Genomic DNA, 21,320 nt, shown 5'->3' with positions numbered 1-21,320 from the left:
GGCGCATTTCGGCCACGCATTCGTCACAATACCTAAGAAATTCCTAACGAAAGCGCAAGGCCATCTTGCTGCGCCGCACCTGCCATAAGCGCATGGCTGCCCCTCGCGCTTGTTCCTATCAGCTCGGGCTTGCGCGGCGCTGGCGGCGATGCGACAGCAGGCCCATGACCAACCCGCAGAACCCGCCCGCGGCCGAGGCCGCAACCACCGCCCTGCCCGCCGAGGACGACGTGGCCCGCGCCATTCTCACCCTCGCCGCCCAGGAAGCGGGCAAGACCATAGCCCCCGCCGACGCCGCCCTCGCCTTGATGGGCCCGGCGCAATGGCAGCGCGCCCTGCCGGCGGTGCGCCGGGTGGCGGTGCGCCTCGCACTCGAAGGCCGGCTGGTGATCTATCGCAAGGGAAAGCCCGTGGACCCGCAGGAGTTCCGCGGCGTGTACCGGCTCGGCCTGCCACGCGAGGATTGAGCGGTCTGCCGGCCATCGCGTGCCGATCGCGGTGCGCAGAAATTCATGGCGCGAATTCTGCTGAAAATGCCGGGTTTAGCGCTCGGAAAACCACGGAGATGGGGCACAAAACCTCGATTCGTCTGCGCTAAGCCATTGTTTCACGTGAAACATTTTCCCACTGCTCGCCGGCGGCCGCAGCGCCGATGGGTCCCTAGGGCGCGGGAAACAGCACCTTGGTCTTGCCGGCGAAGTAATAAGCGGCAAGGCCCACCCATTCCCGAGTGGCGATGTCCATCAGGTCCTGCCCCTGCGCCACCCGCGTGAACGGCGTGTCCAGCACGTCCGTCCGAACGGTGCGATAATCCACTGGATAGGCGGTCACGGGAAAATCCACCGCGCGAAAACAAGCGATTGCGCGGGGCATGTGGAAGGCGGAGGTCACCAGCAGCCATTTCTGGCCGGGCTGCGGATTGACCAGCGCCTTGCTGAAAGCGGCATTCTCGATGGTGTTGCGCGAACGCTGCTCAAACACCACCCGCGAAAGATCGACGCCGACATCCTGCAGCGCCTTGCGTTCCGCCTCCGCCTCCGGTGCCACCATATCGCCCGCCGCGGTGGAGCCCGCCGCCACCACGAGGCGGGCCTGCGGATATTGCCGCGCCAAGGCGGCGAACACGATAATCCGCTCGGCCGCGTCATTCACCGCCGTGATACCGCGCGCCAGCGCCACGTCCGGCACTTCCGCCCCGCCGAGCATGATGATGCCGTCGACGGGCTTCCCGTCCGACACATAAGGCGGGAATCGCTCCTCAAGCGGCGAGACCAGATAATTGGCCAGCGGCGAGAAGCCGGTCAGGAACATGCCGAGCACCGCGAAGGCGAGAATCAGCGACGGCGTCCGGCGCAGGCCCGTCAGCAGCAGGATCACACCGAAAACAGCCAGCAACACCAGAACGTTGGACGGAGCCGCCAGGATGCCGAGTATCTTCGAGAGCGTGTAAAAATCGTCCATGAGCGCTCCTCTTCAACCAAGCAATAGCCTAGTCCTGTTGCAGCGCGAAGATACAGAAGCGCGCAAGCCGTCCGCCGGCGCTCGCGCGTTCCGATTTTGTCGTGGAGCGTCTCTGGAAGGGCCGTCAGGCGGTCTTGTCGAACAATTCCCGGCCGATCAGCATCCGGCGGATCTCGCTCGTCCCGGCGCCGATCTCATAGAGCTTGGCGTCCCGCAGCAGGCGGCCGGTGGGATATTCATTGATATAGCCGTTGCCGCCCAGGGTCTGGATCGCCTCGAGCGCCATCCAGGTCGCCTTCTCGGCCGCGAACAGGATCGCCCCGGCCGCATCCTCGCGCGTGGTGGCGCCGCGATCGCACGCCTTTGCAACGGCATACACATAAGCGCGCACGGCATTCATGGTCACATACATGTCGGCGATCTTGCCCTGCATGAGCTGGAACGTGCCGATGGGCTGGCCGAACTGCTTGCGCTCGTGGACATAGGGCAGCACCACGTCCATGCAGGCCTGCATGATCCCGACCGGGCCCGCCGCGAGCACCGCGCGTTCATAGTCCAGGCCGGACATCAACACATTGACGCCGCGCCCCACCTCGCCGAGCACGTTCTCCTCGGGCACCTCGCAATCCTCGAACACCAGCTCGCAGGTGTCGGACCCGCGCATGCCGAGCTTGTCCAGCTTCTGCGCGGTGGAAAATCCCTTGAAGCCTTTCTCGATGAGGAAAGCCGTCATGCCGCGCGCGCCGGCGGCCGGGTCGGTCTTGGCATAGACCACCAGCGTCTCGGCGATGGGACCGTTGGTGATCCACATCTTGTTGCCGGTCAGCACATAGCGGTCGCCCTTCTTCTCCGCCCGGGTGCGCATGGACACGACATCGGACCCGGCTCCGGGCTCCGACATGGCCAGCGCGCCCACATGCTCGCCCGAGATGAGCTTGGGCAAATAGCGCCGCTTCTGCGCCTCGTTGCCGTTGCGCCGGATCTGGTTGATGCAGAGGTTCGAATGCGCGCCATAGGACAGGCCGACCGAAGCCGAGGCGCGGCTGATCTCCTCCATAGCGATCACATGCTCCAGATAGCCAAGGCCGGAGCCGCCATATTCCTCTTCCACGGTAATGCCGAGCAGGCCGAGAGCGCCCAGCTGAGGCCACAGGTCGCGGGGAAATTGGTTCGTGCGATCAATCTCTTCGGCGCGGGGGGCGATCTTGTCCTGGGAGAAGCCGCGCACGGTGTCGCGCAGCATGTCGGCGGTCTCGCCGAGATCGAAATCGAATCCGCGGTGGGCGTTGGGCAACATGATCTTCCTCCCGGCCGCGTCGAAGCCCATTCTGTGCGGCACGGCCGCCGTGGACTTCTTGAGGAACGCGCGCTGAACCAATGGCACTGGCATCCCCTCCCCCGACGGCACACAGCGGCATCCGGAGGCGGAAGCTGAAGAATAAAACGTATGGCCGTTTATTCAACAGGAAACTGAGCGCCCTTCAGGCGTCCACATTGCGGCGCATGCCCGGCGGCCTCGGACGCCCGCCCGGTACATTCTGATCCGCGAGCATCGCCTCGGCGGCGTCGATGGAGACCGGCCCGGAAAACAGGAAACCCTGCGCCTGCTGCGCCCCGAACGCCCGCAGGAAGCGCAATTGCTCTCGCGTCTCAACCCCCTCGGCGGTCAACACGATGCCGAGCGAGCGGCCGAGACGCACCACATATTCCACGATCGCGGCGGCGTCCCGCTCGGTCCCGAGATTGGAGATGAACGAGCGGTCGATCTTGATCTTGGTCACCGGGAAACGGCGGATATGCACCAGGGACGCATGCCCGGTGCCGAAATCGTCGAGCGCGATGCGCACCCCGCTTTCACGCAGGCGCAGCAAGGTGGCGTTCACCTCCACATCCGCCTGGATGATCGCGCTCTCGGTAATCTCGATCTCCAGGCGGGACGGCTCGAAGCCGGTCTCGGCAAGACTCTCCAGGATGAGATCGGCGATATTGGGCTGACGCAGGCTGATGGGCGACATATTGACCGAGACGGTCACATCGTCGAGCCGCCGCCCCAGTTCGCACGCGCGCCGCATCACCCAATTGTCGAGCCGGCAGATCAGGCGACTGCGCTCGGCGATGGGGACGAAGGTCTCGGGGGGCAGGCGCCCGCGTTCGGGATGATCCCAGCGCACCAGCGCCTCGAAGCCGACGATGCGCTCGCTCTCGACATCCACCTGAGGCTGGAACACCAGCGCCATCTGCCCGTGATCAATGGCTTCCGCCAATTCAAGCTCGACCGTGCGGCGGTTGCGGATGTCCTGCTCCAGCTCGGGCGCGAAGAAGCGCACCAGTCCGCGCCCGTCCGCCTTCGCGCGATACAGGGCGATGTCGGCGAGACGCATCAGTTCGCCCGGGTTGTCCGTGTGCTCGGGAGCGAAGGAAACCCCGATGGACGCGCCGATCTGAAGCTCATGGCCCTCAAGCCGCACGGGCTGCTGCATCACCGACAGCAATGAGACCAGGAAGGGCTCCACCTCGGCCCGTTCGGCGCAGATCAGATACAGCACGAATTCATCGCCGCCGAACCGCGCCGCAAGGCCCCGATCGCCCAGCGTCTGGCGGACCCGCGAGGCCATCAGGCACAAAAGCTCGTCGCCCACGCCGTGGCCGAGCGTGTCGTTAATGTCCTTGAATCCGTCGAGATCCAGAAAGGCCATGGCCAGGATCTCGTTCCGGGCGAGGGCGGCGATGCGGGCCTGCAGGCGGCCAACGAAGCCGCCGCGATTGGCCAGACCCGTCAGATAATCCTCCATGGCCATTGATTTGGCCTCCGCCTCGCTGGCGGCCAAGGCTGCGCCGGTGCGGCGGGACTGCACCAGCAGCATGACGCAGATGCCGAGCAGCGTGAGCGAGAGCACCGCGATGACCGGAGCAATGCGCTGAAGCGCGGTGACGCCGGGCCGCTCGGGCATCCAGGCAAGGACAATCGGATTGGCGTCGGCGAAATTGGTCAGCGTGATGAAATTTTCCCGGTCGTCCGGCACCACCCCGCGATAGACGCGGAAGCCCGCCAGTTTCACCCGGCGTTCCAATTCGGCAAGAAATGCGTCGTCCAGCAGATCCACCGTCACGGATTGCAACACGTCCGGCCCGTCGCCGGCCGTTCCGGTCTGGGTGAAGGAGCGCACCACCGCCAGGCCCGCGAAGTCGCCGGTGGCGACGAATCCGGAAAGAGGTTCGCCGGCCGCTTTCGCGCTGCGGTTTTGCGGATCGCGCATGATCCGCTGGAGGGCGGGAAGCAGGGCGTCGAACTGATCCCGGTCCACTTCCTGGTCCAGCGAATAGGCGTAAAGAATGCGATTTTGCCGATCCAGCAGGAACGTCCGCTCATAGCCAAAGTGATTGTTGAGCGAGAGTCCCAGATTCTGGTGCAGCCACGCGCGGTCATTCTGCTTCACCCGCGCGCTGACTTCCGCATCAGGCTCGATCAGGCTGACGGTGCGCTTCATAAGGGCAGCATGATCGGCCAGTGCCGCGCGGACGGCCTGCCGCTCGAATGCACCGGTGCGGGCGTCATTGCTCGCGACCGCAAACGCCATGACCGCGCACAGGCACGTTACAACAACCAGCACCGCAGCGATGGTCGCCACCGAGAAGCTGCGCGCTGCGGCGCCCGCCCGTCTAGGAATATTAGCCTCCCGACCGAGAGCCACGAAAAGGCCGCGCGACCGACCCAATGTCGCCGCCGACCTTTCTCGTACGCCCGCGCGGTCGGCGCAAGCGTCGCGACAGCGCCCCCTCGCTTAGGTACCCCCAAACCACAGAGATGCGAGGCCGAGAAATGCGAAGAATCCGACGCTGTCTGTTACCATGGTGACGAATACACCGGACGCAACCGCCGGGTCGAGTTTAAGCTTGTGGATCGCCAGCGGAACCAGGATTCCGAACAGTCCTGCCGCCAGCATGTTGACCACAAGCGCGCTCGCGATCACTCCGCCAAGTTGCAAATTTCCGAACCAGGCGGCGGCGATGACACCAAGAAGGATCGCAAGGATTGATCCGTTTACCAAACCAACCAAAACTTCTCGGAGCACGACGCGGCGCGCATTGTGAGAGCTGATGTCCTTGGTGGCGAGAGCGCGTACCGCTACGGTCATGGTTTGGTTGGCCGCATTCCCGCCCATGGAGGCGACGATCGGCATGAGCACCGCCAGCGCGACCATCTTCTCAATGGTGGCGGAGAACAGGCCGATGATGAAGGCTGCGAGGAATGCAGTCCCAAGGTTCACCACGAGCCAGGGCAAGCGGCCGCGGGCGGTATAAGCCACGGAGTCCGAGAGCTCCTCGTCGCTGCCCACGCCCGCCATGGCCCGCAGATCCTCGTCCGCCTCCTCCTGGATCACGTCCACCACGTCGTCGATGGTCATGACGCCCACGAGCCGCCCGGCATCGTCCACCACCGGGGCGGAAACCAGATTGTAGTGCTCGAACATGCGAGCCACCTCTTCCTGGTCCTCGGACGCCTTCACGATGTGGCGCTGGTCGCTCTTCACGGCGGTCAACAGCACCGCGCGCTTGGTGCGCAGCAGGCGGTCGAGCGGCACCGACCCGATGAGCCGATAGGCGGGATCTACGACAAACACCTCATAGAAGGTCTCCGGCAGATCGTCGGTCTCGCGCATATGGTCGATGGTACGGCCGACGGTCCAGAAGGGCGGAACCGCGATGAACTCCGTCTGCATGCGCCGGCCGGCGCTTTCCTCGGGATAATCGAGCGAACGCTGGAGCGCGACCCGCTCGGGCGCGGGAATGTGCTGGAGGATGGCGGCTTTTTCGTCCTCATCCAGGTCTTCCAGGATGTAGACCGCATCGTCCGAATCGAGGTCGCGAATACCCTCCGCCACGGTCCAGGGCCGCAGCGCCTGGAGGATCTGGACGCGAACCGTCTCGTCCAGTTCGGTCAAGGCGGTGAAATCGAATTCGCCGCCCGCCAGTTCGATCAGTCGGGGCCGCAGCTCCGGATCGAGCGCTTCGATGATGTCGCCCAGATCGGCTTCGTGCAGCCCGCGGATCAGCCGGCGCAGGTGCTCGCCGTTCGCGGCCGCGACCGCGTGCTGGACCTGCGTCAGGAAACCATCGGCGATCGTACCGTCCGCATCGCGGGGCGACAGCGGGGGACGCTCGTCTGCGGCGGCGGAATTGTCCTCGCGCATCGTCTACCCCACGTCATGGATGGAAACCGGCACAGGTTCGGACTAGGTTGCCGCCAACCTGAACGAACCGTTCGTCGCTTGCTGTTGCTGAAAGCTGGGAAACCACGGCGTGCCGCCGGAGTCCGCCCACGCGCTTCTAGGCATACGGGGGCAGGAACGCAAACGCTCCAGCCGGAAAATCCGATTCATGAAGATCCGCATGACCTTGGCCTTGACCATGGGGGCTTTGGCGGCCCTCCTGATGCCGCTTGCTGCGCGGGCGCAAGGTTGCCCCGGGCGGCCGACGGCGCTCGGCACCGCGCGCGTGATGGAAGTGCCGGCGGGGGTGCGCGTCGGCACGAAATCCTTCCCTCAGACGCTTGCGCTCAAGCCCAAGGAAGTGGTGCTCACCTTCGACGACGGCCCCTGGCCAAAGACCACTGCCGCGGTGCTGGACGCGCTGAAGGCCCAATGCGTGCGGGCAACCTTCTTCCTGATCGGGGAGAATGCCCGCGCACGGCCGGAACTGGTGCGCCGGGCCCTGGCGGAGGGACATACCATCGCCCATCATTCCATGACCCATCCGGACGCGACGCTCGCCCATCTTCCGTATGAGGCAGCGGTGGCGGAGATCGAGCGGGGCATCGCCGCCGACGATGTCGCGGCCTATGGCAGCGCGGGCGCTCAGCCCCGCGTCCCGTTCTTCCGCTTCCCCGGTTTTGCCTCGACGCCAGACCTGCTCGCTTATCTTGAAAAGCGTGGCATTTCTGTCTTCGGCGCCGATCTTTGGGCCAGCGACTGGAATAAAATGACGCCCGAGCAAGAACTTGCCCTGGTACTTGGCCGTCTCGACGCAGCCGGAGGCGGTATTATCCTATTTCATGACACGAAAACTCAAACCGCAGCCATGATTCCGGCGTTCTTGCAGGCTTTAGCGGAGCGCGGTTATCACGTCGTGCACATTGTTCCCGCTTCGAACCGGTCGTCTGGCCGTTGAGATTAACCCTTTCTTTCGGGCGTCGGTTCGAACCTGGTGATGTGTCAAGGCTTCGATCCTTGGGATCCGTCCCGGTGGGACGTCAAGAGAGTTACAGGAATGCGGTCGATTATCCTTGCGGGCGCCCTCGTGGCCTTGGCGAGCACCGCCCAGGCGGCTGGCGACCCGCCTTTCGCCGGCTCTGTCCCAACGACCACATCCTCCGTGCCGCCCAGCGGCGCACCGCAGGCTTCAAGCCAGCCCGCCGCGCCTTCCGCACCTAAGCCCGCGCCGGTTCAGGCCGCTGCTCCCGTGCTGTTGCCGCCCGCGCCGCATCCGGCCTCCTACGCCACCTCGGCCGCCGTGCAACCCGGCGCGGCCTGCCCCGGCAATCCCGATGCGCTCGGCACTTCGCGCGTCGTAAAGATCGACCCGAAGCAGACGCCCTTCTTCGGTCGGCTTCAGTACAAGCAGACCGTGCCATTGCAGAAGGGCGAAGTGATTCTCACCTTCGACGACGGCCCCCTGCCCCCGATGACCCATCGCGTGCTCGACACGCTGGCCGCCAATTGCGTGAAGGCCACCTTCTTCATCGTCGGGCGCATGGCCTCCACCTATCCGAGCGTGCTTCAGGAAGTCTATGAAGCCGGCCACACCATCGGCACCCACAGCCAGACGCACCCGCTGATCTTCCCGAAACTGACGCACCCGGCGGGAATCAGCGAGATCGAACACGGCTTTGCCTCGGTCAATGCGGGCCTTGCTCCGATCGGCGCACACACGGTTCCCTTCTTCCGCTTTCCAGGCCTCGGCCGTACCAAATTCTATGAGGCCTATACCCAGGAGCACGGCATTGCGGTGTTCAGCGTCGATCTGGTGGCCGACGACTGGATGCACCTGAAACCCGACGAAGTGCTCAAGCGCGCGCTCGACCGACTGGAGGCGCGTGGCTCCGGCATTCTGCTTCTGCACGATATCCAGCCTTCCACCGCCGTGATGCTGCCGACCTTGCTGCACGAGCTGAAGACGCGCGGGTTCAAGGTGGTTCACATGGTCTATGGCGAGGGTCCCGACGCGGTAGCGGCTCTGCCGGCGCCGGTCTCCAGCCCCGGTACGGCTGCGAAGCCCGCGACCGGCCATTCTGCCGGCGCCCAGCCAGGCAGCGCACAAGCAACCGGTGGCGCTCCGACGGCGACCCCGGCCAAGCCGGCGACCGCTCCGGCCCGCGTGACAAATACGGCCAGTGCGACCGGCGGCCTTGCTTCGAGCCGGGTGCCCTTGCCGGCACCGGCCCCCGCCGTCGTCGCACCGACCCAGGCGAATCCCCCGGCGGCCGAGCAGCCCTTCAGCTTGTCCTGGCCGCGCATTCTGACGGACATCTTCCCGAAGGGCGTTCAGCCCACCGAGTGAGAAGCGCAACCGTCCGAGGTTGAAGAGCCGCCCGCCGAATCGGCCGGCGGCTTTTCATTGCGCATCCAGAGCAGCAAGCACGGCGGCATCGTCGATGACCGGGCTTCCACAGGGGCGCGCGTCTCGGCTCCACAAACGACAACGGCGCCCGAAGGCGCCGTTTTGCGTCGGCCTTTGCGGCCCCATCTTCTGGTGCGGACGAGAGGACTCGAACCTCCACGGGTCTCCCCACTAGCACCTCAAGCTAGCGCGTCTACCAATTCCGCCACGACCGCAGTCAGAGATGGCTCGGCGCCCGCGAACCCTGAGGTGCGTGGCGCCGGGGGCCATCGTCTAACAGATCGACCAGGGCGCCACAAGGCCTCAACAGCGGATCATGCGCCAACTATATGTAGCCTGTGGATGGCGTGTGTCCCGCGCGCCGTCAAAGACGTATGAAGCCCCATGACTGCACCTTCTTCCCCGTCGCCGGCCGCCCCTTCCATCGCGCGATCCAAACTCGCGACGCATTTCCTACCGAGCGTGGCAGGAGCGGCCCCGGTGGAATGGGGTGTGAGCGACATCCCGGTCCCCTATCCACAGGCGATCGCGGCCATGGAGGCGCGGGTGGCGGCGATCGCCGCCGGCACGGCGCCGGAACTTGTGTGGCTGCTGGAGCATCCACCGCTCTATACCGCTGGCACCAGCGCCCAGCGTGAAGACCTGATCGACGCGCGTTTTCCGGTGTTCGACACCGGGCGCGGCGGCCAGTTCACCTATCACGGACCCGGCCAGCGGGTGGCCTATGTGATGCTGAACCTCAAGCAGCGCAGCGCCGACCTGCGCCGATATGTCAGCGCGCTGGAAACCTGGCTCATCGCTTCCCTGTCTGCCTTCAATATCCGTGCGGAGCGGCGCGAGGACCGCGTCGGCGTGTGGGTTGCCCGCCCTGGCCGGGAAGACAAAATCGCGGCCGTCGGCATTCGCGTGCGCCAATGGGTCAGCTTCCACGGCATCTCGCTGAACGTGAGCCCCGACCTGACGCATTTCGGCGGAATCGTTCCCTGCGGCGTGCGCGAGCACGGCGTGACCAGCCTGGAGGATCTCGGGCACCTCGCCAGCCTGCCCGAGGTGGACAGCGTGCTGCGGATCGCCTTCGAGGAAGTCTTCGGCGCGACCCAAGCCGCGGCCGCGCCGCTCTGAAGGTTCGCATGCGGCCTCGGCCGAGCGTGCTCGAGGTGCTGAAGCGGCGAAGTCGGCTAAGCTCCCATGGCAGCCCCGTCTGACGGAGAACGGATTGGCGCGCGCTGGTGTTCGGGCTTGGGCCCGACGTGGAGTTGACCGACACTTGGCCCGGCTGCCAAGTGAGGCCGCCCGATAGTGCCGTTCTATTTTCCCGCAGGCGCAGCCGGCGCGGGCTTTGCGCGCTCATAAGTGGTGCAGGCGGTGGCGATGTAATTGGGCACGGAATCGACCCAGCACAATTCCATGCTGTCCGCACTCACCTCGCCATCGCCGGAACTGAAATCGGTGGCATAGACCACGCGCTTCCCGTCGCTGCGGAAGGTGCCCAGCAGCACCTGTTCCTTGCCGCCCTTGGAAACCACGGCGCCGCCGAAGGCGCGGCCGCTTTGCGTGTCGATACGCACGCTCCAGGCCTCGGTGCCGGGACGATTCGAGAAATGCGGCGTATCCACGCGCAGGCGCATATCGTCCATGGGGGCGATGGAGAGATTGGAGCCGGCATGCTCAACTGGCGTCCACAGGCCGACGATATTCGGCGCGTCCGCCGCATAGGCCGGACCGAGCAGCACGAGAAGAACCGCTGCCGCCACACCCGCGCTCCGCATGCCCCTGCTCCTTGCAACCGGCGTCCGCACGCGGCGGAACGCCTCAGATGCCCAATTTGCTCTTGAGGATCTCGTTCAGCGCCTGGGGATTGGCCTTGCCCCCCGACGCCTTCATCGCCTGCCCGACGAACCATCCAAGCATGGTGGGCTTGGCGATCACCTGGGCCACCTTGTCCGGATTGGCGGCGATGATTTCGTCCACCACCTTCTCGATCGCGCCGGTATCGGTCACCTGCTTCAGGCCCCGTGCCTCGACGATCTCGCGCGGATGCTGCCAGGTCTTTTCCTCCAGCAGGATCACCAAAACGTCCTTGGCGATCTTGCCGGAGATGGTGTTGTCCGAGATCAGGTCCACGATCCCGGCGATCTGCGCCGGGGTCACATGCACGCTGGACACCGCCAAGCCGGCGCTGTTCGCATAGGCGGAAAGATCGCCCATGATCCAGTTGGCCACCAGCTTGGCGTTGCGGGTGGTTGCGCCTTCCGCCTTCACGGCCGCCTCGAAATAGTCTGCAGTCTCCTTCTCCGCCACCAGGATGGCGGCGTCGTAGGGGGTCAGCCCATAATCGGTGATGAAGCGGGCCTTCTTCTCGTCCGGGAGTTCAGGCAGCGCCTCGTCGAGCGAACGCACGAAGGGTTCTTCCAGCACCAGCGGCAGCAGGTCGGGATCAGGGAAATAGCGATAATCGTGCGCTTCTTCCTTGGAGCGCATGGACCGCGTCTCGCCCTTGTTGGGGTCGAACAGGCGGGTCTCCTGGTCGATCTTGCCGCCGTCCTCGAGAATCTCGATCTGGCGGCGGGCTTCCACCTCGATCGCCTGGCCGATGAAGCGGATGGAATTAACGTTCTTGATCTCGCAACGGGTGCCGAGCGGCTCGCCGGGGCGACGGACGGACACGTTCACGTCGGCGCGCAGATTGCCCTTCTCCATGTCGCCGTCGCAGGTGCCGAGATAGCGCAGGATCGAGCGCAGCTTGGTCACATAGGCGCGCGCTTCGTCCGAGGAGCGCAGGTCCGGGCGGGAGACGATCTCCATCAGCGCGACGCCCGAGCGATTGAGGTCGACGAACGAGAGCGTGGGGGAGAGGTCGTGGATCGACTTTCCCGCATCCTGCTCCAGGTGCAGGCGCTCGATGCCCACGGTGATGCTCTCCCCGTCCAGCAGATCGACGATCACCTCGCCCTCGCCGACGATGGGATATTTGAACTGGCTGATCTGATAGCCCTGGGGCAGATCGGGATAGAAATAATTCTTCCGATCGAACACCGAGCGCAGATTGATCTGCGCCTTCAGGCCGAGCCCTGTGCGCACGGCCTGGGCGACGCATTCCTTGTTGATCACCGGCAGCATTCCGGGCATCGCCGCGTCCACCAGCGACACATGGTCGTTGGGCGGCCCGCCGAATTCCGTGGAAGCGCCGGAGAAGAGTTTGGCGTTGGAAGCCACCTGAGCATGCACTTCCATGCCGATCACCACCTCCCAATCGCCCGTGGCTCCACGAATGAGCTTCCTGGCATCGGCGGGTCGAACGTGAGCGGTCATCGCGGTCCTTCGCAACTGGCGCGGCATGTGCCGCAGGTGATGTGTGTCCCTACTCCCGCGACCCTCTCTCTGGCAACCTTGGGAGCATTGCGCAGTGCCCCTGCGCCGCCAGCATGGCGGCGCGACGGTCTCGCAGAACGCGCGGGGTCCGGCTGCGGCGTTTCCACCCTCGGCGGCGCGTGCTAAGCCGCAGCCGCATTCTGAATGGTTCGAGCGTGTGAAGGGAAGAATATGCGCCTGGCGTCCGTCACTCTCGCACGCGATGAAGCGGACATCATCGAAGTCTTCGTCCGGCACAACCTGCATTTCGTCGATTGCATGTACATCATCGACGACGGCAGCACCGACGCGACCCGCAACATCCTGGACCTGCTCCAGGGCGAGGGCCTGCCCGTGGTGCGGATCGAGGATGGCGCGCACGCCGCCTACAACCAGGGCCGCCGCACCACCGGCCTCATGCACCGGGCCATGCGCGACGAGGCGTGGGACTTCATATTCGCCCTCGACGCGGACGAGTTCATCGCGATAACCGACCGCGCGACCCTGGAAGCGGAGCTGGACGCTCTGCCGGAGCCGCGCATCGGCGCCTTCTCCGTGACCAATTATTTCCCCCACGCGGATGACGATGCCAGCGATCCGAACCCGCTATCACGCCTGACCCATGTGCTGGACCTGCCGCGCGGCGCCGGCAAGGTGATCGTGCCCGGCACCTTCGCCGGCCATCCCGAAACGCTGATCTCGGATGGCAACCACATTATCAGCCGCTGGCACGCCGAGCAGCCCGTGACCTTGCTCCCCACCGCTGACCTCGCCCATTTCCCGGTACGGTCGGACGATCAATTGGTGGCGAAATGCATGGTCAGCTACATCCGCTGGCGCGCCCGGCCGGACTACAAGGCATCCACCGCCTCGCACCATATCGAGGGCGCGCGCGCGCTGATGAAGGAGCCCGGCCTGCTGCTGGAACATCCGGACGAGCTTTTGCTCGCTTATATTCCCCAGCTCGATGGACCCGTGGCGGTGCGGCCTTTCGTCCAGCGCCGCGCCACGCCGCGCTATCCCGATCTCGCCCGCACCTATCCCTACCGACGGGTGCTCGCGAGCCTCGATGCGCTGGTGGAGGGCGCGCGCGCCGGCACGGCAGAACTGAATGCCCTGCGGGTCCAAGTGGCGAAGGCGCAGGCGCCGTTCCACCTCGCGCTTGCCGCCGCGCTGCGCAAGATGCGGCGCTCGTTCCTCAAGCGCTGGCTGTCCTTGCGCATGAAGTGACATTCTGCCCGGTCGGCCTCGCCAGCAAGATGGCTCTGGCATACATTAAACCAGAACAATCAGACCGGGCCGGTGAGAGCATCCGAGCCCCGGCACAGTCAGGTCAGGGAGACCGCAACGCCATGCCAGAAACAGTGACCGGCGAGACCTGGACCGGATGGCGCGACTTCACCATTGAAAGCCGCGTGCCGGAAAGCGAAATCATCACCTCCTTCGTCTTCCGCCCCGTGGACGGCAAAGGCGTGCCGCGCCATCAGGCGGGACAGCATCTCACCTTGCTGATCGAGCCCGAGGGCGGCCCGGCGCTAAAGCGCAATTACACGATTTCCGGCCGCGCCAATGGCGAGACCTATCGCATCTCGGTCAAGCGCGAGGCCCAGGGCGCGGCGTCGCGATGGCTGCATGATGCGGCGGACGCAGGGACACGCGTAAAGCTCATGCCGCCATCCGGCACCTTCATCCTGCCGGCAGACCAGGAGCGCCCCGTGGTTCTGCTCTCGGGCGGAGTCGGCCTGACGCCGATGGTCTGCATGCTGGAGGCGCTGGCGGCCCAAGCGTCCGGCCCCTCCGCTCATTTCATACACGGCACGCTGGACGGCACGACGCACGCCTTTTCAAGTCATGTGAAGGATCTCGCCGCACAGCGCCCGGGCCTTGCGACGATGGTCTTCTACGAACGCCCCCGCGACGGCGATGTGGCAGGCCGCGATTTCGATCGCGCAGGCTTCATTGATCTCGACTGGCTGGCACAAAACACGCCGCTGGCGCAGGCGGATTATTTCATCTGCGGTCCGTTGCTCTTCATGCGCCATTTCGTCCAGGGGCTGGCCGCGCGCGGTGTGCCGCAGGAGCGCATTCACTTCGAATTCTTCGGGCCGATCGAAGACCTGCTGGACCCGCAAACCCAATCCGCGCCGGCCGCTGTCTCTCCCGGTGCCAAGGTGGCCCCCATGACCCATGCCAAATCGTTTTCTCCCAGCACGCTGACCGCGGACCACATCGCGCAGGCGCTCATCGACAGCAATGCCGACGCGGTGGTCGCGAGCGATCGGGAGGGCCTGATCGTGCTCTGGAATCCGGGAGCCGAGCGAATCTTCGGCTTTTCCGAGCAGGAAGCGCTCGGCCAATCCCTCGACATCATCATTCCCGAACCGTTCCGCGCGCGCCATTGGGAAGGCTATCACCAGACGGCCGCGAGCGGCGTCAGCCGCTATGGCGCGGGCGATCTGCTCGCCGTTCCGGGCCTGCACAAGGACGGGCGGCGCTTCTCCATCGAATTTACCATCGTCTTGCTCAAGGACGCCGACGGCCAGGTCGTGGGCATGGTTTCCACCATCCGCGACGTGAATGTCCGCTTCGAGGAAACGAAGAAGCTGCGCAAGGAACTCGCCGCGCTGAAGGAACAGGCCGAACTGAAAAAGCCGGAAGCCTGAGCGCCGGCTCAATAGAGCCAGAGCAACTCACCCTCTCCGCCGGCGAGCCGATCACCCACGTAGCGCCGCGCCCTGCCGGAAATGCCGCCCCCGAAGAGCTCCGCGAGTTGCGGGACGCGGCGGGCGAGAAGGTGCAGGGCGATGAGATCGTGCTCGCCCGCATCGCCGAAGCCGGGGCCGAGCAAAAGCGGCTCGCGCGCCAGCAGCAACGTGCCGCGCTTCATGCCGGCACCGGCCTGCGGGCCGAGGGTGCCGGCAATGGCGATGGTGCCGGCGATCATGCCCCGCGCCGCATGCTCGGCCACGTCGCCGTGAACCAGCATCAGCCCTGCGCGCATGTTCGCGGCGGCCAGCGGCCCGGCATCGCCACGAATTTCGATTGTGCCGCCCGACATGCCGATGCGCGCGCCGGGCAGAGGGCCGCCGAGCCGCGCGCCGACATGTCCCCGCACCTGGATGCGCCCACCCGACATGCCGCTTCCGACACCTTCGCCGGCATCGCCCTCGATGATCAGCTCGCCCCCGACCATCTGCGCGCCCGCGAACGCCCCGACCGGCCCGGAAACCATCATCTCGCCCGGCGCCAAGGCTGCGCCCACGAAATCCAGACGCGGGTCGCCACTGATCCGGAGCACGCCTTCCGCGGCGGGCACAACCGCGAACAATTCGCCGAGCGGCAGCCGCGTGGTGCCATAGGCAAGGGGCAGGCGCTCCACCTCGCTGCGGCTGAGCTCGGCGAGCGCGTGCGGCGTAATCCCGGACAGGTCGAGACGCGCGGCAAGCGATCCCCGCAGTCTGAGTTCATAGCCGCTCACGCCATCAGCTCCCGCAGCTTGAAATGGAACGGGCCGAGATTGCCGCCGTAATTTCCCGCATCTATCGCGACGATGCCTGCGGACTCCCCAAGCGCGCAAACAGCTAAGATGCCGGCCCGCATGGAGGCGGCGACCTCGGCGGCGGACAGCCCGTCGATGACGATTTCGAGCACGCTCTGGACATCCGCCGGCAAGGCGCTCTCGACGCTGGCGCGCAAGGTCGGGCAATAAGCGTCATTGGTGGAGGCGATCATGCCGGCATATTTGCCGCCGATCTTCGAGCCGGACCGCACCACGCCGCCCGGAAAGGGCAGGATCGCCCCCTTCACGTCGCCCATGGCGTCAACCGCATGCTCGGCCGCATTCAGCGCGGCCGCGCGGGAGCGGGCGAGAATGAGAAAATTGCCGCCACCCACTGAAGCCGTGCTGCTGCCCGTGATATCGTCGCAGACGAACTCGCCCTCCATCACCGGAATGCGCCAGAACCGGCGTCCCTCGATGTTTTTGGCGATCTGGTGTCCGTCGCCGAAATAGCGCAACGCCCGGCCGAGCGGCACGCGCGGCCCCTCGTCGAGACCGGCATAGCAGGCGGAGGTGGGGGCGGTCAGCACGCATTGGCCGACCCGCGCCGGCACGATCTTCTTCAAATCGTTCAACGACATGGCGAAGATGAGCACGGAAATGCCTGGCCGCCCGTCGGGCGAATCCTCCGGCGCGATTTCTCCCTCGATCCCGGCCTCACACCCGCAGCCGATCACCGAGGTGGCGAAGCCCGTCATCGACACGGCGGCGGTACGCGCCCAGCGGGGCGTGTCGGCGGTGATGACAAGGCGAGTACCGGCCATGGGAAACGCTTCGGCGAAGCTGTCGCGGATCTCGACCCCGTTCAGGTTCACGGCGCGCACTCCACGATGCTCGGCCCCTGCCCGCCCCGGATCTCATCGTCCGAAATGCGGAAATGCTTGGCCTTGAGGCCGATGGCCTCGTCGAACCAGCGGTCCATGCGCTTGTCCATGAGCGGATCGAACGGCGGCTTCACCGCATAGGTGCGTCCTTGCACCAGATCCACGATCTCGCCGTCGCGCACGATGGTCCGGCCATCTTTCAGCACCAGTCGCGGTGCGCTGAACATGGCCTCGCGATCCGCCATATCCGCGTAGAGCACCACGTCGCCAATGGCGCCGGGCGCGAGATGGCCGCGATCCTTCAGGCCCAACGTGCGCGCCGGCGCGGCGCGGGTCACGATGGCGATCTCCTCCAGCGTATATTCGCGCTTCAGCTCGGCAAGATTGGTATGCGCCCGCGCCGCCTTGTGCAGCCGCGCCAGTTGCTCGGCGCGGAAATCGCGATCCATCAGCAATCGGATGAGGTGGGGGTAGGAGGTGAACGGCCCGCCGTTGGGATGGTCGGTGGTGAGAAACACCCGCCACGGGTCCTCGATCAGCAGGAACAGTTCCAGGCCGATGGCCCATTGCAGCGCGTTGACGAAGGATTTGTCGCGATAGGCGAACGGCACCACGCCGCAGGCTGCGTCGCACTCGATGTCCATCCCCACCCATTTCTTCGGGCTGGCTAGGGAATGGTTGCGATATTGCGCCATCAGGTCGGCGGAAGCCGTCACCGTCTGGCCGAACATGATCTGGCCCACGTCCACGCTGATATGGGGATTGGCATTGACCGCCGCCGCGATTTCCGCCGCACCGGAGGAAAAGCGCCGGTCCCCTTCTTTGCCATAGGCGTGGAACTGCACATGCGTGAGATGCAGGGGAAAACCCTCGGTCGCGCCGATGGTGGAGAGCGTCGTCGCCACATTGCCGGGCACGCCGAGATTGCAGCCGTGGAGGTGGATCGGATGGGGAATGCCGAGTTCCGTCACCGCGCGCTGCAAGGTCTGGAGCACCCGGCGCGGGGTGAGCGTGTAATGCGGGCCGGCCTCGTCCAGATCGAGGCTGCGGGCATTGAACTTGAAGGCGGAAATGCCGCCGGGATTGACGATCTTGATGGCACAGGTCTGGGTCGCCGCAAGCATCCAGGCGACATAATCATTGATGGCGGTCTGACCCTCGCCCTGCGCGATCAGGCGCAGCAGGAAATCGTCATTGCCCAGCACCAGGAACCCGCCGGTGTCGATGTTCGGAATGTCCGCCATCTCTAGATGGGCGTGACGGGCGTTGGCGCCCACCATGGCCGGCTCGAACACGGCGGTATAGCCCATCTGGGCATAGCGGCAGCCGGTGACATGGGTTGTCGGCGCCGCGTTTCCGCCACCGCAGCCGCAGAAGGCGCCGAACGGCTCGGGATTGGCGCGCCGATCCTCCCCCATGAGCAGGCGGGCGAGGTTCACCTTGCCGCCGGCGATATGGCTGTGCAGGTCGATGCCGCCCGCCATCACCACGCAACCGGCGGCATCGTGTGTCTCGTCGGCGCGCAGGGCGGGATCGTCGGCGACGATGCGGCCATCCTCGATCAGGACGTTGCCGAGCAGGTCCACCGCGCCGGAGGCAGGGTCGAAGATCCGCCCGTTCGTAATCCGAACCCTCACGGCCTTCTCCCCGATTGGAGGATCGCGGCGGCCGCCTCGGCAACGCTCGCCAGCCCCGCTTCGCGCAGTTTCACGAGCGGCAGGCACACCACGCTGTCCATTCGGAACACTTGGCCCGCATGGTCAATTCCCGGCGTGCCCACGGGGATGAAGACGTCCGGCTCGCGGGCAAATTCGGTGTGGGGATGCGCCAAAGCGATCACCGGGCCCGATGAAAAAACCGGCGGCGGATCGGGGCGAAAGGCGCTCACATGCACCAGCAGGTCGGCATCCCGCACCGCCCGGCTGGTGGCATAAAGATTCGGCGCGTGGCTGGCTTCGCCCTGGGCCACCCGCGTGCGCAGCGGATAGCCGAACCGCCAGAGCGCCATCTGGTGCGCGCCGATGAGATTGTCGCGCCCGCCCAAGGGGAAGACCGCCGCGCGCGTGGTCTCGTTCAGCTTGGCGACGATGGCGGCGGCATGGCCGACGATGCGCTCGCCTTCGCCAGGATCGAGCGCACCGGCGTTCCAGGTCAGGACGCTATAGCACGCCGCCTTGAGCGCGCCCGCAAGCTCCGCCAGCGCCGCGCCGAGCGCGCCGTCGAAGGCGCCGCCAAGCGTTTTGACGGAGCGCCCGTCAACGAACGCATTGAGGCCGGCCATCGCGTCCGCAAGCAGAGCCGCAGGCACGGGGAGGTGCGAGACGTCGTGGCCGGCAAGGGCCGCACGGGCGGCTGGCCCCGCGAGATCGCCGAGGAATACCACGCGGCGGGGATGCGCGCGGTTCGTGAACAAGGGCACTTCATCGCCATCAGCCGCCTCACCGAACGCGGGCGGCAACGCGCGCTCAAAAAAGCGGGCGAAATCGGGCGTCGGGTCCGCGCCCACCAGCACCAGCAGGTCGCAGCGATTGCGGACCTCCGCGAGCGTGGTGGCGATCCAGCCGCGCCGCTGGAGCGTATCCAGATTGCGGAACAGTCCGCTGGACGCGGCATGATCGAAGCTGGCGCCGAACCGCATGGCGAGATCGAACACACCCCGCAGCCCATCCACATCGGCGCCGAGCCCGCTGAACACCGTGGAGCGGCGCGTCTCGAGCAGAGCGGCGGCGGCCGTGGCAGCCTCTTCCAAAGAGGTTTCCCGTCCCGCGACGCGCGGAAGGGGCGGCGGGCCGTCCGTCCGCTGAAGCAGCGCGGCCGCTTGCGGGCAAGCGACGCGCGGGTGCACCGCCCGGCCCTGGACGGTCACTTCCAGGTCGTCGCATCCCAGGCCGCAGAATCCACATACGAGATCCGAGACGATGCGGGACGTCGCGGCGGCAGGCGTCGCAACGGGAGGCATCGGGGGATCAATCATATTTGAGATAGGCGAAACGCAGATCGCTCGCCGGCGTGCCTTCCAGGGGCCCACCCTCCTCGGCGCCGGGCTGCCATTGCACCACCTCCTCGATCTTCCGGGCGAGGGCGAAGTCGCGTTCGGTGATGCCCTTGGCGTCGTGGGACATGAGGCGCACCTCCACCCAGGCGTAGGAGGCGGTGATGTCTGGATGGTGCCAGGCGGCTTCCGCGAGATGGCCAACGGTGTTGATCACCATCAGCGTGCCCTTCCAGCTGTTGGTGCGGTAGGTCCGGCGGATCCACCCGTCCTCCAGCCGCCAGTGAGGCAGTTCGGACGCTAGGCGAGCGCTGATTTCGTCTTCGGAAAGCGTCTTCTTGCGATCGACAGGCATGTCGCGCGCCTCCTTCAGCGGGGGGTCCCGATCAAGACGCTGCGGCGGTTTTCCGCTTGTCGTTGCAGTGCTCCGGAGGTCCGGGCCATGCGTCCGTTCTTGGGAATAGAGCTAACATCATCCGGGACAGGCGCAAACCCGCCCGGGTTCACTTTTAAAGTCCGTGCTGCCGCTTGGCCGCCGTCAGCGTGTTCTGGAGCAGACAGGCGATGGTCATCGGGCCGACGCCGCCGGGAACCGGCGTGATCAGCCCGGCAATGCCCTGCGCCTCCTGAAAGGCGACATCGCCCACGAGGCGGGTCTTGCCATCGCCCTTACGCACGCGGTTGATGCCGACGTCGATCACGGTGGCGCCGGGCTTGATCCAGTCGCCACGCACCATTTCTGGCCGGCCAACGGCGGCCACCAGGATGTCGGCGGTCCGGCATTCGCCGGGCAGGTCACGGGTGCGCGAATGGGCGATGGTGACCGTGCAATCCTCGCGCAGCAGCAATTGCGCGGCCGGCTTGCCAACGATGTTGGAGCGGCCGACGACCACCGCCTTCATTCCCGAGAGATTGCCCAGATGATGCTTAAGAAGCATCACGCATCCAAGCGGCGTGCACGGCACCAGCGCGTCGAGGCCCACGGCGAGACGGCCGGCATTGACCACGTGAAAACCGTCCACGTCCTTGGCAGGATCTATGGTCGAGAGCACCTTGTTGGTGTCGATATGGGCCGGCAGCGGCAATTGCACGAGAATGCCGTGAACCGCCGGATCGGCATTCAGCTTGGCCACCAGCGCCAGCAAATCCGCCTCTGCGGTTTCGACCGGCAGCTTGAATTCAAACGAGGCCATGCCGGCTTCGGCGGTCTGGGCGGCCTTGTTGCGCACATAGACCTGGCTTGCAGGGTCCTCACCCACCAACACCACCGCAAGGCCAGGCTTCACGCCTGCGCGCGCGGCGAGGTCCGCGACCTCGACCGCGATCCGGGCCCGCAGGTCGGCCGCGAAGGCCTTTCCGTCGATAAGCTTGGTTTCGATCACAATCGTCCCCCGCGAACACAAACTGACACGCTGGGCGCCTTGTCGGCAGATGTCGCGCGACGTTCAAGAGAAATCGGTCCAGCCGCGCTCGGCGTCGCCATTCATCTCTTAAAGGGATAAAAAGTTTCGTAAAG

Annotated in this window: 18 protein-coding genes and 1 tRNA gene; 6 read left to right on the top strand and 13 right to left on the bottom strand. The window is 65.8% G+C overall.

The window, feature by feature from the left end; all coding sequences use genetic code 11:
- Positions 1 to 164 precede the first annotated feature (164 nt).
- Positions 165 to 467, top strand: a complete 303-nt coding sequence (locus tag V5F78_RS07720; protein ID WP_394071584.1) for a DUF3253 domain-containing protein — start codon at positions 165 to 167, stop codon at positions 465 to 467.
- Positions 468 to 660: 193 nt separating this feature from the next.
- On the opposite strand, the gene V5F78_RS07715 is transcribed toward V5F78_RS07720, so the two are convergent.
- The 4 genes from V5F78_RS07715 to mgtE all read right to left on the bottom strand — a co-directional run bounded on the left by V5F78_RS07715 (position 661) and on the right by mgtE (position 6,653).
- Entirely contained in the window at positions 661 to 1,461 is an 801-nt protein-coding gene (locus tag V5F78_RS07715) for a YdcF family protein (protein ID WP_394071585.1), read from the bottom strand.
- 124 nt (positions 1,462 to 1,585) lie between these two features.
- On the bottom strand, positions 1,586 to 2,758 hold the full coding sequence (locus tag V5F78_RS07710) for an isovaleryl-CoA dehydrogenase (protein ID WP_394071634.1): 1,173 nt from the start codon (positions 2,756 to 2,758) through the stop codon (positions 1,586 to 1,588).
- Between the two features lie 184 nt (positions 2,759 to 2,942).
- Complete coding sequence (locus V5F78_RS07705) at positions 2,943 to 5,090, bottom strand: putative bifunctional diguanylate cyclase/phosphodiesterase (RefSeq protein WP_394071586.1); 2,148 nt, start codon at positions 5,088 to 5,090, stop codon at positions 2,943 to 2,945.
- A 153-nt stretch (positions 5,091 to 5,243) separates the two neighbouring features.
- Positions 5,244 to 6,653 (bottom strand): magnesium transporter, encoded by a 1,410-nt coding sequence (gene mgtE / locus V5F78_RS07700; protein ID WP_394071587.1) that lies wholly within the window; start codon positions 6,651 to 6,653, stop codon positions 5,244 to 5,246.
- Between the two features lie 187 nt (positions 6,654 to 6,840).
- Between mgtE and V5F78_RS07695 the strand changes: the two genes are divergently transcribed.
- Positions 6,841 to 7,629, top strand: coding sequence for a polysaccharide deacetylase family protein (locus V5F78_RS07695; RefSeq protein ID WP_394071588.1), 789 nt, complete (start codon positions 6,841 to 6,843; stop codon positions 7,627 to 7,629).
- A gap of 99 nt (positions 7,630 to 7,728) precedes the next feature.
- Positions 7,729 to 9,018, top strand: a complete 1,290-nt coding sequence (locus tag V5F78_RS07690; protein WP_394071589.1) for a polysaccharide deacetylase family protein — start codon at positions 7,729 to 7,731, stop codon at positions 9,016 to 9,018.
- A gap of 190 nt (positions 9,019 to 9,208) precedes the next feature.
- Here V5F78_RS07690 and V5F78_RS07685 read toward each other — a convergent pair.
- Positions 9,209 to 9,293, bottom strand: a tRNA-Leu gene (locus tag V5F78_RS07685).
- Positions 9,294 to 9,462: 169 nt separating this feature from the next.
- Between V5F78_RS07685 and lipB the strand changes: the two genes are divergently transcribed.
- Entirely contained in the window at positions 9,463 to 10,200 is a 738-nt protein-coding gene (gene lipB / locus V5F78_RS07680) for a lipoyl(octanoyl) transferase LipB (RefSeq protein WP_394071590.1), read from the top strand.
- A gap of 185 nt (positions 10,201 to 10,385) precedes the next feature.
- Here lipB and V5F78_RS07675 read toward each other — a convergent pair whose 3' ends face one another.
- Both V5F78_RS07675 and gatB read right to left on the bottom strand, forming a co-directional pair.
- Positions 10,386 to 10,847: a hypothetical protein gene (locus V5F78_RS07675; RefSeq protein WP_394071591.1), complete on the bottom strand. Its 462-nt coding sequence runs from the start codon at positions 10,845 to 10,847 to the stop codon at positions 10,386 to 10,388.
- Positions 10,848 to 10,890: 43 nt separating this feature from the next.
- Positions 10,891 to 12,390 (bottom strand): Asp-tRNA(Asn)/Glu-tRNA(Gln) amidotransferase subunit GatB, encoded by a 1,500-nt coding sequence (gatB, locus tag V5F78_RS07670; RefSeq protein ID WP_394071592.1) that lies wholly within the window; start codon positions 12,388 to 12,390, stop codon positions 10,891 to 10,893.
- A 231-nt stretch (positions 12,391 to 12,621) separates the two neighbouring features.
- Here gatB and V5F78_RS07665 point away from each other — a divergent pair, with 231 nt between their 5' ends.
- Positions 12,622 to 13,659, top strand: coding sequence for a glycosyltransferase family 2 protein (locus tag V5F78_RS07665; protein ID WP_394071593.1), 1,038 nt, complete (start codon positions 12,622 to 12,624; stop codon positions 13,657 to 13,659).
- Between the two features lie 122 nt (positions 13,660 to 13,781).
- Positions 13,782 to 15,092 (top strand): PAS domain S-box protein, encoded by a 1,311-nt coding sequence (locus V5F78_RS07660; RefSeq protein WP_394071594.1) that lies wholly within the window; start codon positions 13,782 to 13,784, stop codon positions 15,090 to 15,092.
- 8 nt (positions 15,093 to 15,100) lie between these two features.
- Here V5F78_RS07660 and V5F78_RS07655 read toward each other — a convergent pair whose 3' ends face one another.
- The 6 genes from V5F78_RS07655 to folD all read right to left on the bottom strand — a co-directional run bounded on the left by V5F78_RS07655 (position 15,101) and on the right by folD (position 21,186).
- Positions 15,101 to 15,907 (bottom strand): formylmethanofuran dehydrogenase subunit C, encoded by an 807-nt coding sequence (locus tag V5F78_RS07655; protein ID WP_394071595.1) that lies wholly within the window; start codon positions 15,905 to 15,907, stop codon positions 15,101 to 15,103.
- Positions 15,904 to 16,803: a formylmethanofuran--tetrahydromethanopterin N-formyltransferase gene (gene fhcD, locus V5F78_RS07650; protein WP_394071596.1), complete on the bottom strand. Its 900-nt coding sequence runs from the start codon at positions 16,801 to 16,803 to the stop codon at positions 15,904 to 15,906. The genes V5F78_RS07655 and fhcD overlap by 4 nt, the downstream gene beginning before the upstream one ends.
- Positions 16,800 to 18,449 carry a formylmethanofuran dehydrogenase subunit A gene (locus V5F78_RS07645; RefSeq protein WP_394071597.1) on the bottom strand — a complete coding sequence of 550 codons (1,650 nt, stop codon included), beginning with the start codon at positions 18,447 to 18,449 and terminating at the stop codon, positions 16,800 to 16,802. The genes fhcD and V5F78_RS07645 overlap by 4 nt, the downstream gene beginning before the upstream one ends.
- Positions 18,446 to 19,561: a formylmethanofuran dehydrogenase gene (locus tag V5F78_RS07640; protein WP_509276691.1), complete on the bottom strand. Its 1,116-nt coding sequence runs from the start codon at positions 19,559 to 19,561 to the stop codon at positions 18,446 to 18,448. Before V5F78_RS07640 ends, V5F78_RS07645 begins: the two co-directional genes overlap by 4 nt.
- A gap of 217 nt (positions 19,562 to 19,778) precedes the next feature.
- Positions 19,779 to 20,159, bottom strand: coding sequence for a 4a-hydroxytetrahydrobiopterin dehydratase (locus tag V5F78_RS07635; RefSeq protein WP_394071599.1), 381 nt, complete (start codon positions 20,157 to 20,159; stop codon positions 19,779 to 19,781).
- A gap of 154 nt (positions 20,160 to 20,313) precedes the next feature.
- Positions 20,314 to 21,186 carry a bifunctional methylenetetrahydrofolate dehydrogenase/methenyltetrahydrofolate cyclohydrolase FolD gene (gene folD / locus V5F78_RS07630; protein ID WP_394071600.1) on the bottom strand — a complete coding sequence of 291 codons (873 nt, stop codon included), beginning with the start codon at positions 21,184 to 21,186 and terminating at the stop codon, positions 20,314 to 20,316.
- Between the last annotated feature and the right edge of the window lie 134 nt (positions 21,187 to 21,320).

The organism is Roseixanthobacter glucoisosaccharinicivorans (assembly GCF_043195095.2).
In the GTDB taxonomy this organism is placed as follows: Bacteria; Pseudomonadota; Alphaproteobacteria; order Rhizobiales; family Xanthobacteraceae; genus NCEH01.
The sequence above is the reverse complement of the archived record's forward strand: the minus strand, read 5'-3'. Positions and strand labels throughout refer to the sequence as shown.

Coding starts and splice junctions, on each gene's coding strand:
- gatB (WP_394071592.1), bottom strand. CDS start 12,390: ATGACCGCTCACGTTCGACCCGCCGATGCCAGGAAGCTCATTCGTGGA.
- V5F78_RS07635 (WP_394071599.1), bottom strand. CDS start 20,159: ATGCCTGTCGATCGCAAGAAGACGCTTTCCGAAGACGAAATCAGCGCT.
- V5F78_RS07715 (WP_394071585.1), bottom strand. CDS start 1,461: ATGGACGATTTTTACACGCTCTCGAAGATACTCGGCATCCTGGCGGCT.
- V5F78_RS07660 (WP_394071594.1), top strand. CDS start 13,782: ATGCCAGAAACAGTGACCGGCGAGACCTGGACCGGATGGCGCGACTTC.
- V5F78_RS07665 (WP_394071593.1), top strand. CDS start 12,622: ATGCGCCTGGCGTCCGTCACTCTCGCACGCGATGAAGCGGACATCATC.
- mgtE (WP_394071587.1), bottom strand. CDS start 6,653: ATGCGCGAGGACAATTCCGCCGCCGCAGACGAGCGTCCCCCGCTGTCG.
- V5F78_RS07675 (WP_394071591.1), bottom strand. CDS start 10,847: ATGCGGAGCGCGGGTGTGGCGGCAGCGGTTCTTCTCGTGCTGCTCGGT.
- V5F78_RS07720 (WP_394071584.1), top strand. CDS start 165: ATGACCAACCCGCAGAACCCGCCCGCGGCCGAGGCCGCAACCACCGCC.
- V5F78_RS07710 (WP_394071634.1), bottom strand. CDS start 2,758: ATGTTGCCCAACGCCCACCGCGGATTCGATTTCGATCTCGGCGAGACC.
- lipB (WP_394071590.1), top strand. CDS start 9,463: ATGACTGCACCTTCTTCCCCGTCGCCGGCCGCCCCTTCCATCGCGCGA.
- V5F78_RS07690 (WP_394071589.1), top strand. CDS start 7,729: ATGCGGTCGATTATCCTTGCGGGCGCCCTCGTGGCCTTGGCGAGCACC.
- V5F78_RS07695 (WP_394071588.1), top strand. CDS start 6,841: ATGAAGATCCGCATGACCTTGGCCTTGACCATGGGGGCTTTGGCGGCC.